The sequence below is a fragment of the Streptomyces sp. NP-1717 genome (assembly GCF_022695985.1).
In the GTDB taxonomy this organism is placed as follows: Bacteria; Actinomycetota; Actinomycetes; order Streptomycetales; family Streptomycetaceae; genus Streptomyces.
This window is the reverse complement of record NZ_JAAPBF010000085.1, coordinates 1-14,757: the sequence shown is the minus strand read 5'-3', so window position 1 is coordinate 14,757 and position 14,757 is coordinate 1. Positions and strand designations below refer to the sequence as shown.

The window sequence follows — 14,757 nt, the reverse complement described above, 5'->3', positions numbered from 1 at the left end:
TCCGTCAATAGACTCGTCCGATGAACTCCTTCGACGCCCACCTGCCCGCGCTCACCGCCGAACAGGCCGACCACCTGCGCGAGTTGGTGCGCCTGCACCACGCCCGGCGGGGCGACACCGTGACCGTGAGCGGCGACACCGTCCACGCGGACCAGGGCACCCGGGCGCTGTACAACCTCGCGGAGCTGTGCCGCCGCGCCGAGCCGGAAGCCTGGCCCCGGCTCGTGGAGCACCACTTCGACGCCCTCGACAACGGGACACGTTCGGCGGGCGCCGACGCCGAGTCCGTACTCCGGAGCGTGTATCTGCGGCTCGTGCCGGACGACGCCGTCCCGGCGGAGGCGGCCGCGTCGTTCAGCTACACCCGGCCGGTGGCGACCGGGCTGCTCGAAGCGCTCGCGCTGGACCTGCCCGACTCCCTGCGGCTGCTCGACGACCGGGACGTCGCCCGCGCGGGTCTTGAGGAGCTGCGCTCCGCCGGGCGCGCCCGCCTGGTCGGCGAGCCCGTCGACCACGACGTGGTGCGGACGGACAGCGGCGCGACCGTGCACCTGGTGACGGGCGGGTCGATGTTCGTCGCGAGCAAGGCCCTGGTCCTCGGCGATCTCGCACGCACGCTCACGGGCCGCGAACTCCCCGGCGACGGGGCCCTGTTCACCGCGCCCAGCCGCCACTTCCTGGTCTTCCACCCGCTGGAGGACGGGTACGCGGTCGAGGCGATCAACGACCTGGCCGCCTTCGGCCTGGGCGCCTACCGGGACAACCCGGGACCGCTCTCCCCCCGGATCTACTGGTGGCACAAGGGCGAGATCACCTGTCTGACGCGGATCGACGACGCGGCGAAGAGCTTCTCGATCGTCCCGCCGGACGAGCTGATGACGATCCTGCGCCGTCTGAAGGGCGCGGCCTAGGGGGTGTCTTGTCGATCAGGCCGGATCAGGGAGCGGGGTCTGGTGCGTGCGATCGCAAGGCGGAGGAGGGAGGCATGGCGGAGCCATGCCGACCGACGACAACGCGGCGAACGTGCGTGCCAGGGACCGCGAGCCCGGCAAGATCGGCAAGACACCCCCTAGCCGTCGTTCCCTCAGGTGAGGGGTGGAGGCGGTGCGGCGGGCGCCGGGCTTGGTGCGTCCGAATGAGGTCGTCGCGGCACTCGTGGTCGGGTGGCGCGTCGCTGCCGGGCCCACCCGGTCGGCTGACATTAAGGTGCGATCGCGGGGAGGGGACCCAGCCGCGTTTCGGCGCACCGGACGACAGCCTAAGAGGACCCATGGCCGTAGAGATTCCACCCCTGATCAAGCCCTCGAATTTCAGGCAACGGGCAACTCTCGGAGGCGAGTGCCTGGCGGAGTTCCTCGGCACGTTCGTACTCATCGCCTTCGGTACCGGTGTCGTGGCGATGGCCGTCGCGGCCCTGCCCGGATCGGGCCGCACCGCGGGACCCACCACCTTCTTCATCAGCTCGGGTGACTGGCTGCTCATCACCTGGGGCTGGGCGATGGCCGTGGTCTTCGGTGTGTACGTCGCCGGCGGCGTCAGCGGAGCGCACATCAACCCGGCCGTCACCCTGGCCTTCGCGGTACGCCGCAAGTTCGCCTGGGCGAAGGTCCTGCCCTACATGGGGTCGCAGCTCGCCGGGGCGTTCGTCGGCGCCGCGCTCGTCTACTGGGTGTACGGCGACGCCATCAACGCGTTCGACGCCGCGATGAAGGGCCCGAAGACCAACGGTCACACGCTCGCGTCGTTCTCCATCTTCGGCACGTTCCCGGCGCCGTACTTCAACGGCGGCATCTGGGGACCGCTGCTCGACCAGATCGTCGGCACCGCGTTCCTGGTGATGTTCATCGTCGCCGTCGTCGACCTGCGCAACACGGCCGTGAAGGCCAACCTCGGTCCGCTGATCATCGGGTTCGCCGTCGCGGCGATCGGCATGTCCTACGGGGCGAACGCGGGCTACGCCATCAACCCGGCCCGTGACCTCGGCCCGCGCCTGCTCACCTGGGCCGCCGGCTGGGGGGATCTGGCGATGCCGGGCTCCCTGTCCGGGGCGTTCAGCGCCTACTGGTGGATCCCCATCGTCGGGCCGCTCATCGGCGGAGTGATCGGGGTACTGCTGTACGACCTGTTCATCGGGGACGTCCTGCACATCAGGGCCCAGCTGGCCAAACCCCAGGAGGTGGGCGACACACGGCCCGAGAAGGGCACGGACGAGCCCTAGAGGAGCGAGCCACGCCGATCGGGCGGGTACGGACGGGAGTCTTCCGTCCGTACCCGCCCGTCGGCGTTCTCAGAACGCGTCAGTGGGCACGTACGCGCCCCACACCTCCCGCAGCGCGTCGCACACCTCCCCCACCGTCGCCCGCGCCTTGAGCGCCCGCTTCATCGGATACAGCACGTTGTCCCTCTCCCCCTCCGCCGCCCGCCGCAGCTCCGCCAGCGCCGCGTCCACCTCCCCCTGGTCGCGCTCCGCGCGCAGCGCCGCCAGCCGGGCCGCCTGCCGGGCCTCGATCGCCGGGTCCACGCGCAGTGGCTCGTACGGTTCCTCCTCGTCGAGCCGGTAGCGGTTGACGCCGACCACGACGCGCTCCCCGCTGTCCGTCTCGCGCGCGACGGCGTACGCGCTGCGCTCGATCTCGCCCTTCTGGAAGCCGCGTTCGATGGCCTCGACGGCACCGCCCAGGTCCTCGACGCGGGCCATCAGGGCGAGCGCCGCCTCCTCCACGTCGTCCGTCATCCGCTCCACGGCGTACGAACCGGCGAACGGGTCGACGGTCGCGGTGACGTCGGTCTCGTAGGCGAGCACCTGCTGCGTACGCAGCGCGAGGCGCGCCGACTTCTCCGTCGGCAGCGCGATGGCCTCGTCGAAGGAGTTCGTGTGGAGCGACTGCGTGCCGCCGAGGACGGCGGCCAGCCCCTGCACCGCCACCCGTACGAGGTTGACCTCGGGCTGCTGCGCCGTCAGCTGCACACCCGCCGTCTGGGTGTGGAAGCGGAGCATCAGGGACTTGGGATTGCGCGCGCCGAATTCCTCGCGCATCACCCTGGCCCAAATGCGGCGCGCGGCACGGAATTTGGCCACTTCTTCGAGAATCGTCGTACGCGCGACGAAGAAGAAGGAGAGCCGGGGCGCGAAGTCGTCCACGTCCATTCCGGCGGCGACGGCCGTACGGACGTATTCGATACCGTCCGCCAGCGTGAAGGCGATCTCCTGCGCGGGTGTCGCTCCCGCCTCGGCCATGTGATAGCCCGAGATCGAGATCGTGTTCCAGCGGGGAATCTCCGTGCGGCAGTATTGGAAAATGTCCGCGATGAGCCGCAGTGAGGGCTTCGGCGGGAAAATGTAGGTGCCGCGGGCGATGTACTCCTTGAGCACGTCGTTCTGCACGGTGCCGGTGAGCGCCGCGGCCGGTACGCCCTGCTCCTCGGCGACCAGTTGGTAGAGCAGCAGCAGGAGCGCGGCCGGTGCGTTGATCGTCATCGACGTGGAGACCTGGTCCAGCGGGATCCCGTCGAAGAGGATCCGCATGTCGTCCAGGGAGTCGATCGCGACCCCGACCTTGCCGACCTCGCCGCTCGCGATCGGCGCGTCGCTGTCGTGGCCCATCTGGGTGGGCAGGTCGAAGGCGACGGAGAGGCCGGTGGTGCCGTGGGCGATCAGCCGCCGGTAGCGGGCGTTGGACTCGACGGCGGTGCCGAAGCCCGCGTACTGGCGCATGGTCCACGGCCGGCCGGTGTACATCGACGGGTACACGCCGCGCGTGTACGGGTACGAGCCCGGATCGCCGAGCCGCTCGGCCGGGTCCCAGCCGGCCAGCGCCTCGGGGCCGTAGACCGGATCGATCGGCACACCGCTCTCCGTCCGCCGTGCCGCTCCCTCTTCGCCGGGCTCGTGCACCATCCGCTCCGCCTCCGTCGCTGCTGCTCAGGGTTGTCGTCGCGTCCATCATGCGGTCGCCGCCGGCGCGGCGATATGAGCCTTCCGGAGTGTCGGGCCCGCTTCCGGCGGGGATTCGGCGGCCCGCTTCCGGTTTCGGCTATCCGGTTATGCGTGGTTGCGCGGGACGGCGTCCGTCAGGAAGGGTCGTCGGTCGGGACGGGCTTTCCTTTCGGCGCCTCCGGGGTGAAATTCCGCTGCCCGGAAGTTTTTACGCGAAGACTCGCTCGTCCGGGCAACCGGAACGGGTCCTGAGATGTCTCAGGAGATGCGTGCCGACTGCACGGTCCCGTACGACAGCTCGGCACGACCGCTCGACTCAACAACTATTCGCCATACTCGCCATACTCGCCATCGGACAGCTCAGTGGCAGACAGGGGGACGAAGTTGCCCAGATCATCAACGCGGCCGCGCACACGGACGCGCACCTCCGCGCTCCGCGTCGCACTCGCCACCGGTGCCGTGCTCGCGGTCACCGCGGGCTGTTCGGCGCAAGGGGTGACGGACCCGGCGGGCGGCGCGGAGGACAAGCAGGGCAACGGCACCGGAGTCCGGATCGAGCCGGCCGGGCCCGCGTCGCGCACCCCCTCGGACAGCCCGGCCGCCGCGTCGAAGCCGCCGGCCACGCCGTCCGCCACACCGTCTCCGACGCCGTCGGAGACCGCGGCCGAGAAGCCCGCGCCGCCGAAGCCGGAGATCGTTCTGGCGAGCGGCGCCGAGGGCGACCAGGTACGTGAACTCCAGGCCAGACTTCGCCAGATCGCCCACTTCAACCGCACCCCCACGGGCTACTACGGCACGGTCACGGCCGACGCCGTCTCCTCCTTCCAGGCCAAGCGCGGCCTGCCGCGCACCGGCACGACCGACACCGTCACCTGGCAGCGCCTGCTCGGGATGACGAAGAAGCCGACCGCCGCCCAGCTGCGCCCGCCGGCCGTCGAGAAGCCCCCGCCGCCGAAGCCGGACGAGCGGTGCATGACGGGCCGGGTGCTGTGCATCAGCAAGACCAGCCGGTCGCTGTCGTGGATGATCGACGGCAAGGTGAAGTCGACGATGGACGTCCGGTTCGGCTCGCAGTACACACCCACCCGCGAGGGCGTGTTCAAGGTGGGCTGGAAGTCCCGGGACCATGTCTCGACGCTGTACGACACCCCGATGCCGTACGCGATGTTCTTCAGCGGCGGCCAGGCGGTGCACTACTCGGCGGACTTCGCGGCCAACGGCTACAGCGGGGCCTCGCACGGATGCGTCAACGTACGCGACAAGAAGAAGATCGCCTCGCTGTTCGACCAGGTGCGGACCGGCGACAAGGTCGTCGTCTACTGGTGACGGGCCCTGCGGAAGCCGCGCTTTCCGGCCAGAGTGAGGCACCGGGCCACCGGGCGTGAGGGCAGGGAGTGAGAGGCGCGGGCGTCGGCGCGGTCGATCCGCCGTCATCGGTGCCCGTGTCCGGGTCCGTTCCGGCGGGGGGACCGCTGTCCGTTCCCGGGTCCGTGTCCGCGCCACCGCCGGGCAGCGCCGGGAGCAGGGGCGGCACGTTCGCGCCGCCGGCGTCACCGGCGTCGGACGGGGACGGGGGCATCCCGATGGTCTCGCCGTAGTCGCCGCCAGGCCATCCGGTCGGCGGCGCCCCGGACCCGCCGGTCCCGCCACCGCCGATGCCACCGTTTCCGCCGATGCCACCGTGTCCGCCGCCGGCTCCCCCACCGTGGGAGGGGCCGCCCTCGGAGGGTCCGCCGATCTGCGGACCGTTGCCACCGACGACGCCACCGACGCCACCGACGACGCCGTTGCCGGGAGCGCCTTCGTTGTGGCCGTCGTCGTCCGGGCCGTCGCTCAGCAACTGGTCGCAGAAGCGGGTGACACCGTGCGGTCCCTTGGCGGCGCCTTCCAGGAACTTCTTCTTCCCGGGGGCGATCGTGCCGTCGCGGTACTCGTGACACGCCTGGACGAGCTTGGCGTACCACTTCTCGCCGTCGCCGTTCTTCCAGCCGCTGCCCGGGGACGCCTGGCCCTTCTCGCCGCCGCGCCGGTGCCCCGGACCGTCGGAGGTGTCCTTCGCGGTGCCGGAGCCGGTGGCGCCGGGCATGATCGAGCCCACGCCCGTACTGCCCGGCAGACCGTCCGGGCTCGCCGGGGGGCTGCTGTCGCTCGGCGATTCGGAGGCCAGGGGGTCCGGTGTCACGGCGCCCGAGACGGAGTTCGTCGGCTGCGCGGGAGACTCACCGGCGGACGGCGCGTACAGGTATCCGGCTCCGGCGGCCACACCGCTCAGCGCGCAGCCGGCCATGGCGGCGGCCAGTCCCAGCCGCAGCGGACGTCCGAAGCGCGGGATCCGTTCCCCGCGGCGCTCGGACCCGAGCCGTACGGTCGCGATGCCGTCGGCGCCGGCGTCCGCACCGGAGTCCCGGCCCGCCGAAACGGTTCGGCCCGCCGTCCCGACAGCCTGCCGGTACGCGGCGAGCGCGGCGGCCTCACCGGGCAGTTCACCCGGGGTCGCGGCGGAACGCGCGCCGGCATCGGCGCCGGCGCCCGCGGCCGCGTTCTCGTCGGCGGCCCGGCCCGCGTACGCGGCGCAGGCGATTTCCTCCAGCACCCTGGCGAGCCGGTCGGCCTGCGCCTGGGCGTGCATGTCGGCGATCTCGACCTGCCGGCCGCGCAGCAGAAGCTCCGCGACGCCGTGGTCGAGCCACGTCTCACGCTCGTGCGCCATCACATGTCCTTCTGCGTCCCCGGCGGCGAATGCGTCACACCGGCGGGCTCGGGAGCTCCCTGGTGACGACCGCGCTGAGGCGGTACGGATCGCAGCTCCAGGCCGTTCGCCGCGCCGCCGTGCGCGGTGCGGTCGGCACTGTCCGGACCCGCCGGGTCCTCACGGTACGCCGGGTCCTCCGGTTCAGCGCCGAGCAGTTCGGCCAGCCGCTTGAGCCCGCGGTGCGCCGCCGTCCGGACGGCGCCGGGCCGCTTGCCGAGCGTGCGCGCCGCGCTCTTCGCGTCGAGGCCGACCACCACCCGCAGCATGACGGCCTCGGCCTGGTCCTGCGGCAGTTGGGCGATCAGCGCCATCGTCGTACCGGTGGACAGGGCCTCCATCGCCTCGTCGGCCGTGTCCGAATCGGCGGCCCTGCCCGCCAGCTCCGTCTCGTCACTGCCGGACGCCGGGCGCCTGCCGCGCATCCGTATGTGGTCGAGGGCGCGGTTCCGCGCTATCCGCGCGGTCCAGCCACGGAAGCGGTCGGCGTCGCCACTGAAGCGTTCGAGGTCTCTGGCTATCTGGAGCCATGCCTCTGAAGCCACGTCCTCGGCATCAGGCTCGCCGACGAGTGTTCGTATGTAGGCCAACAACCGCGGGTGCACCGCGCGGTACACAGTCCGGAACGCGTTCTCGTTCCCGTCCTGTGCCGCGAGCACCGCGGCGGTGAGCTCCGCGTCGTCCCCCAGCACTCCACTCAACCCGTCCTGAATCGCAGCTGGTCACTGCCGCGCGCCCCCACGCGCTCCTGCACGCTACGGCCTCTCGGATGCCCAAGTCCATATTTTGTACAACCGGCAACAACCTGCCTTCCGGCCTCGGTGTGACAGAAATCGCTCTCCTGGCGCTGACATGAGTACGGGGCCGCGAAGCGTCCCCGCCGGACGACGACCGGGGCCTCTCCTGTGGGGGGTGGCGGCCCCGGTCGTCCTCTCCACCCCTTGCGCGCACCTCCGCGACCTGCCCGTTCGCCTGCTTTCGCGCAGCGCGACGGCCGGCCCCCGGGGCGCGAGTCGAGCCGTGAGAGCAGCGTGGGGCAGGGCTCCGTGTCTCAGTTGCGGGCTCTGGCCCGGCGCGAGACGACGGCCCGCAGCACGCGCCGGCCCTCCGTCGAAAGATCCAGCGCCTGACGCAGACCCGCCGCGCCGGCCGTTTCGGCCAGGATTTCCAGGATCTGGATCTGGCGGCGCAGTTCACCGGAGACCAGCGGCCCGGCGACGAACGGGCCGACGCCGGGCTCGCCGCCGGGTCCGGCGGCCACTCCCGTACGGCAGCGCTCCACCCAGCCGCTGTACGCGCCGCTCTCGACGGTGCCGGGAGCGCCGATGACCCTGTCCCCCACCACGTCGAACTGCTGGTGGATCTCCAGCGCCACGACGGAGCAGCTGTCGGACCAGCCGCGCAACGGCTCCGCCGCCCACTCGGAGGGTGCGGCGGCGAGCATCTTCCTTACGAGGACGGCCGTTTCGTCGGTGACGACGGCGGCCTCCATCGCCTCCCTGGCCACCGCGAGCCGCGGGGCCCAGGTCTCCTGCCCGTCGGCGATGCCGGACCAGAGGGGGCGCAGCACCTCGCCTTCGTCGGCGAGCAGGGGCAGGCAGCGGTCGAGGCAGGCGACGCCGCTCGCGGCGAGGCCCCGCTCATCCGCCTGAACAATCAGTTCCACCAGGCTCATTCACGTCTCCCGTCGCGGGCAGAATACTGCTCATTACAGCGCCCGGCGGCTGAAATACGTCACTGATGGCTCAGACTTGCGGTTCGGTACGCGAGGAAGACCACACGGAACCTGCTATGTCCCGAATGACGGACCGCGTTGATCAAGCCGTTCGCGCGCGGCGGCCGCCCTCACCCGCTCACCTTGACGGCCAGCGCCTTGAACTCGGCCCAGGTGAGGCCCGGTTTCACCGGGTTCCACACCTTCTGCGACATGGCCGCCAGGGGCAGTTGAATCCCGGCGGCCACCTGGGCCGGTGTCTGCGCGTTGGCGATGTCGCCCCACACCGCGAACCGCGCGCCGAGGATCTGCTTCGAGTACTTCTGGGGCACCGGCGTCGTGCCGCGCAGTACGAACGGGGTCCACTGCTCGTAGATCCGTTGGCCGGTCGGGTACACGAAGTCGTTCGGCTGGCCGAGTACGTAGTACAGGAACTCGTCGTTGAGGTTCACCACGTTCCGGCCCTCGCGCAGATAGTCCAGCGGGGGCCGCGTGCCGATCTCCTTGCCGGTCCAGTAGTCGACCTGGAGGTCCTTGTCGGCCTTGACGACACCGCCGGCGAAGAAGCCGTCGTTCCAGGCCTGGATCTCCTTCTTCTCGGGCCGGACCACGGCGGCGCGGTCGTTCATCCAACCGGTCGCCAGGTCCTGGACCTTGGCGTCGGCGCCGTACTTCTTCCGTGCGGCGGCGGCCAGTTGCGGGAACGACGCCTCGGGGTCGCTGACCACGAGCGCCTGGTACTCGTCGGCGCCGATGTGCCAGTACGGCCCCGGGAAGAGGGTGTCGTACTCGCGCAGCAGATCGTCCACGATCTTCGCGGCGGCGGGCTGCGAGATGTCGATGGCACCTCGGGTGGGCCTGCCGTTCACGTCCCGCAGCTGCAGCCCGGGGTGGGGTGCCATCACGGCGCCCAGATGTCCCGGTGAGTCGATCTCGGGGATGATGTCGATGTGCAGCCGCCCGGCGAGCGCGACGATCCTCTGCACCTCGGCCTTGGTGAGGTGCTGCTGGGAGACGACCTCGGGATGCGTGTCGGAGGCGATACGGAAGCCCTGGTCGTCGGAGAAGTGCAGGCCGAACTGGTTGAGTTTGAGGTCGGCCATCTCGCGCAGCCGGTCCTCGATCCAGCCGGCGGTGTAGTACTTGCGCGCGATGTCCAGGTTGAGCCCGCGCTGCGGGCGGTCGGGCCGGTCCTGTACGACGCCCTCGGGTATCGCCCCGTCCGCGCGCAGCGACTGCTTGATCGTGCGGGTGCCGTAGAAGACCCCGGCCTCGTCGGGCCCGGCGACCCGGACACGCCCGTCGCGCGTGGTGAGGGTGTACGACTCGGGGCCCGCCTGCTTCCCCGACTCCAGGGCCAGCTCGATGTCACCGGCCCCGGCGGCCACGGCGCCCCGGTAGTCGATCTTCAGCTCCTCGGCGAGCAATTGGCCCTCGTCGGCGAGCTTCCCGCTGTCCTTCGCGATCACGACGGCGCTGTCGCCGGAGGGGCGCCAGCCGGGGCCGCGGGCCGCCTCGAACTGCCGTACCGAAGGCACGACGTTCGGTGCCTTCGACAGCGCGCCGCTGCCCGAGGGGGTCGGTGCGGCCGGACGGGTGTCGGACCGGGCCGACGACGCCTGTGACCTGGGGGCGTCCGGTGCGGTGGTCGATCCCGCCGGTGCGCTGCGGTCGGCCGGGGTGGCGTCGGGCCAGACCACCACCGTGAGGGTGACGGCCGCCGCCACTGTCGCGGCGCCGCCGACGAGTATCGCTGGGGAGTTCCACTTCATGCGTGATCATCCCTTGCGTCGAGACAGCGGTAAGGAAGTAGGGCGAACGTCCCATGCCCCCGTCCATCGCGCGAGCCGAGGGCGTCCCGTCCGGGTGAAATTCGCGCATCTGTCGGGCACGCGTCACCCGCCGTCGATAGCGTTGCGAAACATCCGTCCCGCCCTTATCTCCCCTCACTTCCGCCACCACGGACGGCTCACGCCGACCTCTCCCGCCAGGAGCCCACGCTGTCCAGCGATTCCCCCGCCGGCCTGGCGCGCTTCAACACCGCCCCGGCCGACACCGTCGAGCACGCGCTGCTGGCCTGCTGCGGTAACCGCCGCTGGGCCCGGCGGCTCACCGACCACCGCCCGTATCCGACCGTCGACGCGCTCCTCGCCGCCGCCGACGAGGCGAGCTACGACCTGTCCCGGACGGATCTCACCGGGGCGCTCGCCGACGAGTCGTCGGCCGACCCGCACCACGCGGCGCCGCTCGCCGCCAGGACCGCGCTGCGGGCCGCGCACGCGGCGTACGAGAGCAGCTTCGGCCACGCCTTCGTCATCAGCCTCGACCACCTCCGTCCCGAGGAGCGCCTGGACCAGGTGCTGACCAGGATCCAGGAGAGGCTCACCCACGACCCGGACGAGGAGCGCGCCGTCGCCGCCGACGAACTGCGCCGCCTCGCCCGCTCCCGCGTCGCGCGCCTGGTGGCCGACGGACCGCCCGCACCCCGTGTTTCGCAGGAATCCAGCGACTCCGGCCGTCCGGATAGCCCGTCCGTGGCTGTTTGACTGCCTGTTTGATCACACCGATGGGCCCCCGGGCGATCGAACCGACAAAGCGTCGCTACGATGGCCAGGGCCGGTGGACCGTACCCGGCCGGGCGCGACCGACACCACTGTGCTTCATCGAGTAGAAGATGGCGGCCGGCCCCTATCACCGCTCCCGGAGGGCTTTTCCGTGCCGGCAGGAACGCTGTACCGCGGCCGGGAAGGAATGTGGTCATGGGTGGCTCATCGAGTCACCGGCGTCACCATCTTCTTCTTCCTGTTCGTCCATGTGGTGGACACCGCACTCGTCCGCGTCTCCCCCGAGGCCTACGACGACGTCGTATCGACCTACAAGACGCCTCTCGTCGGCCTGATGGAGTACGGCCTCGTGGCCGCCGTCCTCTTCCACGCTCTCAACGGTCTGCGCGTCATCGCCGTGGACTTCTGGTCCAAGGGCCCGCGCTACCAGAAGCAGATGCTCTGGAGCGTCGTGGGTGTCTGGCTGGTCCTCATGCTGGGCGCCGTCTACCCCGTCCTCGGTCACGCCGCTCGCGAACTCTGGGGGAACTGACCCGATGTCCGCAGACACCACCGCGACCGGTTCCACCGCCGCGATCAGTCCCGTCGAGAGCGTGGGCGTCTACGACGCCGACAACCCGGCGCCGCTCATCGAGCCGCCGCGCAAGCGCACCTCGAAGACGCCCAAGGCGACGCGCGGCAACTTCGAGATGGCCGCCTGGCTGTTCATGCGCCTGTCCGGCGTCGTCCTCGTCGTCCTGGTCATCGGCCACCTGCTCATCCAGCTCGTGCTGGACGGCGGCGTCACCAAGATCGGCTTCGCCTTCGTGGCCGGCCGCTGGGCGTCCCCGTTCTGGCAGGCCTGGGATCTGCTGATGCTGTGGCTGGCGATGCTGCACGGTGCCAACGGCATGCGCACGATCATCAACGACTACGCGGAGCGTGCCAACACGCGCCTGTGGCTCAAGGGTCTGCTGTACACCGCCACGGTGTTCACCGTCCTTCTGGGCACGCTGGTGATTTTCACCTTCGACCCGAACATCCGCTAAGGCCGGGGCTGACGAGAGCAATGAAGATCCATAAGTACGACACCGTCATCGTCGGCGCCGGCGGCGCCGGTATGCGCGCGGCCATCGAGTCGACCAAGCGCAGCCGCACCGCCGTGCTGACCAAGCTGTATCCCACCAGGTCCCACACGGGCGCCGCGCAGGGCGGCATGGCCGCCGCGCTCGCCAACGTGGAGGAGGACAACTGGGAGTGGCACACCTTCGACACGATCAAGGGCGGCGACTACCTGGTCGACCAGGACGCCGCCGAGATCCTGGCGAAGGAGGCCATCGACGCGGTCCTGGACCTGGAGAAGATGGGTCTGCCGTTCAACAGGACGCCGGGCGGCACCATCGACCAGCGCCGCTTCGGCGGCCACTCCCGCAACCACGGCGAGGCACCGGTCCGCCGGTCCTGCTACGCGGCCGACCGCACCGGCCACATGATCCTCCAGACGCTCTACCAGAACTGTGTCAAGGAAGGCGTGGAGTTCTTCAACGAGTTCTACGTCCTCGACCAGCTGATCGTGGAGGTCGACGGCGTCAAGACGTCGGCGGGTGTGGTCGCGTACGAGCTGGCCACCGGCGAGATCCATGTCTTCCAGGCGAAGTCGGTCATCTACGCGTCCGGCGGCACCGGCAAGTTCTTCAAGGTCACGTCCAACGCGCACACGCTCACCGGTGACGGCCAGGCGGCCTGCTACCGGCGCGGACTGCCGCTGGAGGACATGGAGTTCTTCCAGTTCCACCCCACGGGCATCTGGCGCATGGGCATCCTCCTCACGGAGGGCGCCCGCGGTGAGGGCGGCATCCTCCGTAACAAGGACGGCGAGCGCTTCATGGAGAAATACGCGCCCGTCATGAAGGACCTCGCCTCGCGTGACGTCGTCTCGCGGTCGATCTACACCGAGATCCGCGAGGGCCGCGGCTGCGGTCCCGAGGGCGACCACGTCTATCTCGACCTGACGCACCTGCCGCCGGAGCAACTGGACGCCAAGCTCCCGGACATCACCGAGTTCGCCCGTACGTACCTGGGCATCGAGCCGTACACGGACCCGATCCCGATCCAGCCCACCGCGCACTACGCGATGGGCGGCATCCCGACCAACGTCGCGGGTGAGGTGCTGCGCGACAACACGACGGTCGTGCCCGGTCTGTACGCGGCCGGCGAGGTCGCGTGCGTGTCCGTGCACGGCGCCAACCGGCTCGGCACCAACTCGCTGCTCGACATCAACGTCTTCGGCAAGCGCTCCGGGATCGCCGCCGCCGAGTACGCGGCCAAGCACGACCACGTCGAACTCCCGGAGAACCCGGCCGAACTGGTCGAGACGCAGATCCAGCGGCTGCGCGAGTCGACCGGCGACGAGCGCGTGGCGGACATCCGCCGCGAACTCCAGGAGACCATGGACGCCAACGTCATGGTCTTCCGCACCGAGCAGACGATTCTGACGGCCGTCGAGAAGATCGGCGAGCTGCGCGAGCGCTATCTGAACGTGTCCATCCAGGACAAGGGCAGGCGCTTCAACACGGATCTGCTGGAGGCCGTCGAACTGGGCAACCTGCTCGACCTGGCCGAGGTGATGGCCGTGTCGGCGCTCGCCCGCAAGGAGTCGCGCGGCGGTCACTACCGCGAGGACTTCCCCAACCGGGACGACGTGAACTTCATGCGCCACACCATGGCGTACCGCGAGGTCGGCGACGACGGCACGGAGTCCATCCGTCTCGACTACAAGCCGGTCGTCCAGACCCGCTACCAGCCGATGGAGCGTAAGTACTGATGGCAACTCCCCTACTGGACAAGGTCGAGGACGAGTCCGCGGCGTCGCCGTACATCACGGTCACGATGCGGATCCGCCGCTTCAACCCGGAGGTCTCGGACGAGTCCCGCTGGGAGGACTTCTCGATCGAGATCGACCCCAAGGAGCGGGTGCTCGACGCCCTCCACAAGATCAAGTGGGACATCGACGGCTCGCTGACCTTCCGGCGCTCCTGCGCGCACGGGATCTGCGGCTCGGACGCGATGCGGATCAACGGCAAGAACCGGCTCGCGTGCAAGACGCTGATCAAGGACATCACGTCGTTCGACAAGAAGACGGGCGCCGCGAAGCCGATCACGGTCGAGGCCATAAAGGGCCTCACGGTCCTCAAGGACCTGATCGTGGACATGGACCCGTTCTTCCAGGCGTACCGCGACGTGATGCCGTTCCTGGTCACCAGCGGCAACGAGCCGACGCGCGAGCGCCTTCAGTCGGCGGAGGACCGCGAGCGGTTCGACGACACGACGAAGTGCATCCTGTGCGCGGCGTGCACGTCGTCGTGCCCGGTGTTCTGGAACGACGGGCAGTACTTCGGCCCGGCGGCGATCGTCAACGCGCACCGGTTCATCTTCGACTCGCGTGACGAGGCGGGCGAGCAGCGCCTGGAGATCCTCAACGACAAGGACGGCGTGTGGCGTTGCCGCACGACGTTCAACTGCACGGACGCCTGTCCGCGCGGTATCGAGGTCACCAAGGCGATCCAGGAAGTGAAGCGCGCGCTGATCACCCGGCGTTTCTGAGCGCGGCGTTTCCGAGCGCGGGGCGCCCCGCGTGAAGGGCGAGGGCCCGTTTCCGTACAAAGCCGTAACGGCCCGTACGGGGCGGGCCCTTTCTGTGCCAGGATTCGGTCAGACAAGTAGCAGGGGAAGCGGGGAGACATGAGCCAGCCGAATCCGAACCCGAATCCGGAGGGGGACGGGGCCTACGGATGGGGCCCCACCCAGCCCGGAT

General features: G+C 70.2%; 13 protein-coding genes. 8 read left to right on the top strand and 5 right to left on the bottom strand.

The annotated features are described in order from the left end of the window. The first annotated feature begins 20 nt into the window (after positions 1 to 20). Together GXP76_RS18605 and GXP76_RS18600 are read left to right on the top strand one after the other, a co-directional pair. On the top strand, positions 21 to 911 hold the full coding sequence (locus GXP76_RS18605) for a hypothetical protein (protein ID WP_242572671.1): 891 nt from the start codon (positions 21 to 23) through the stop codon (positions 909 to 911). 359 nt (positions 912 to 1,270) lie between these two features. Next, positions 1,271 to 2,218 (top strand): MIP/aquaporin family protein, encoded by a 948-nt coding sequence (locus GXP76_RS18600; protein WP_242572670.1) that lies wholly within the window; start codon positions 1,271 to 1,273, stop codon positions 2,216 to 2,218. Positions 2,219 to 2,287: 69 nt separating this feature from the next. On the opposite strand, the gene GXP76_RS18595 is transcribed toward GXP76_RS18600, so the two are convergent. Beyond that, the gene (locus tag GXP76_RS18595) at positions 2,288 to 3,898 is read right to left on the bottom strand and encodes a methylmalonyl-CoA mutase (protein WP_242572669.1); all 1,611 of its coding nucleotides are present in this window, start codon (positions 3,896 to 3,898) and stop codon (positions 2,288 to 2,290) included. 423 nt (positions 3,899 to 4,321) lie between these two features. On the opposite strand from GXP76_RS18595, the gene GXP76_RS18590 reads away from it, so the two are divergent. Beyond that, positions 4,322 to 5,263, top strand: coding sequence for a L,D-transpeptidase family protein (locus GXP76_RS18590; protein WP_277993542.1), 942 nt, complete (start codon positions 4,322 to 4,324; stop codon positions 5,261 to 5,263). Here the strand turns inward: GXP76_RS18590 and GXP76_RS18585 are convergent. From GXP76_RS18585 to GXP76_RS18570, 4 genes are all read right to left on the bottom strand, one after another. Continuing rightward, a complete protein-coding gene (locus GXP76_RS18585) occupies positions 5,184 to 6,647 on the bottom strand; it encodes a hypothetical protein (RefSeq protein WP_242572668.1) in 1,464 nt (487 codons plus the stop codon). The two genes, GXP76_RS18590 and GXP76_RS18585, sit on opposite strands and share 80 nt — an antisense overlap. Next, complete coding sequence (locus tag GXP76_RS18580) at positions 6,647 to 7,378, bottom strand: RNA polymerase sigma factor (RefSeq protein WP_242572682.1); 732 nt, start codon at positions 7,376 to 7,378, stop codon at positions 6,647 to 6,649. Before GXP76_RS18580 ends, GXP76_RS18585 begins: the two co-directional genes overlap by 1 nt. A 359-nt stretch (positions 7,379 to 7,737) precedes the next feature. Further along, positions 7,738 to 8,361: a hypothetical protein gene (locus GXP76_RS18575; protein ID WP_242572667.1), complete on the bottom strand. Its 624-nt coding sequence runs from the start codon at positions 8,359 to 8,361 to the stop codon at positions 7,738 to 7,740. 170 nt (positions 8,362 to 8,531) lie between these two features. After that, entirely contained in the window at positions 8,532 to 10,172 is a 1,641-nt protein-coding gene (locus GXP76_RS18570; RefSeq protein ID WP_242572666.1) for a family 20 glycosylhydrolase, read from the bottom strand. Between the two features lie 228 nt (positions 10,173 to 10,400). On the opposite strand from GXP76_RS18570, the gene GXP76_RS18565 reads away from it, so the two are divergent. From GXP76_RS18565 to GXP76_RS18545, 5 genes are all read left to right on the top strand, one after another. Next, complete coding sequence (locus tag GXP76_RS18565; RefSeq protein WP_374361588.1) at positions 10,401 to 10,946, top strand: 2-oxo-4-hydroxy-4-carboxy-5-ureidoimidazoline decarboxylase; 546 nt, start codon at positions 10,401 to 10,403, stop codon at positions 10,944 to 10,946. A gap of 169 nt (positions 10,947 to 11,115) precedes the next feature. Further along, positions 11,116 to 11,496, top strand: coding sequence for a succinate dehydrogenase, cytochrome b556 subunit (gene sdhC, locus GXP76_RS18560; RefSeq protein WP_147874228.1), 381 nt, complete (start codon positions 11,116 to 11,118; stop codon positions 11,494 to 11,496). A gap of 4 nt (positions 11,497 to 11,500) precedes the next feature. Beyond that, positions 11,501 to 11,992 carry a succinate dehydrogenase hydrophobic membrane anchor subunit gene (locus GXP76_RS18555; RefSeq protein WP_242572665.1) on the top strand — a complete coding sequence of 164 codons (492 nt, stop codon included), beginning with the start codon at positions 11,501 to 11,503 and terminating at the stop codon, positions 11,990 to 11,992. 20 nt (positions 11,993 to 12,012) lie between these two features. Further along, the gene (gene sdhA / locus GXP76_RS18550; protein WP_242572664.1) at positions 12,013 to 13,767 is read left to right on the top strand and encodes a succinate dehydrogenase flavoprotein subunit; all 1,755 of its coding nucleotides are present in this window, start codon (positions 12,013 to 12,015) and stop codon (positions 13,765 to 13,767) included. Beyond that, on the top strand, positions 13,767 to 14,546 hold the full coding sequence (locus GXP76_RS18545) for a succinate dehydrogenase iron-sulfur subunit (RefSeq protein WP_242572663.1): 780 nt from the start codon (positions 13,767 to 13,769) through the stop codon (positions 14,544 to 14,546). Before sdhA ends, GXP76_RS18545 begins: the two co-directional genes overlap by 1 nt. Positions 14,547 to 14,757 lie beyond the last annotated feature (211 nt).

What these genes read in the sequence shown, in the direction of transcription:
- GXP76_RS18605 (WP_242572671.1), top strand. Translation starts at nt 21, where the DNA reads ATGAACTCCTTCGACGCCCACCTGCCCGCGCTCACCGCCGAACAGGCC.
- GXP76_RS18600 (WP_242572670.1), top strand. Translation starts at nt 1,271, where the DNA reads ATGGCCGTAGAGATTCCACCCCTGATCAAGCCCTCGAATTTCAGGCAA.
- GXP76_RS18595 (WP_242572669.1), bottom strand. Translation starts at nt 3,898, where the DNA reads ATGGTGCACGAGCCCGGCGAAGAGGGAGCGGCACGGCGGACGGAGAGC.
- GXP76_RS18585 (WP_242572668.1), bottom strand. Translation starts at nt 6,647, where the DNA reads ATGGCGCACGAGCGTGAGACGTGGCTCGACCACGGCGTCGCGGAGCTT.
- GXP76_RS18575 (WP_242572667.1), bottom strand. Translation starts at nt 8,361, where the DNA reads ATGAGCCTGGTGGAACTGATTGTTCAGGCGGATGAGCGGGGCCTCGCC.
- GXP76_RS18570 (WP_242572666.1), bottom strand. Translation starts at nt 10,172, where the DNA reads ATGAAGTGGAACTCCCCAGCGATACTCGTCGGCGGCGCCGCGACAGTG.
- GXP76_RS18555 (WP_242572665.1), top strand. Translation starts at nt 11,501, where the DNA reads ATGTCCGCAGACACCACCGCGACCGGTTCCACCGCCGCGATCAGTCCC.
- sdhA (WP_242572664.1), top strand. Translation starts at nt 12,013, where the DNA reads ATGAAGATCCATAAGTACGACACCGTCATCGTCGGCGCCGGCGGCGCC.
- GXP76_RS18545 (WP_242572663.1), top strand. Translation starts at nt 13,767, where the DNA reads ATGGCAACTCCCCTACTGGACAAGGTCGAGGACGAGTCCGCGGCGTCG.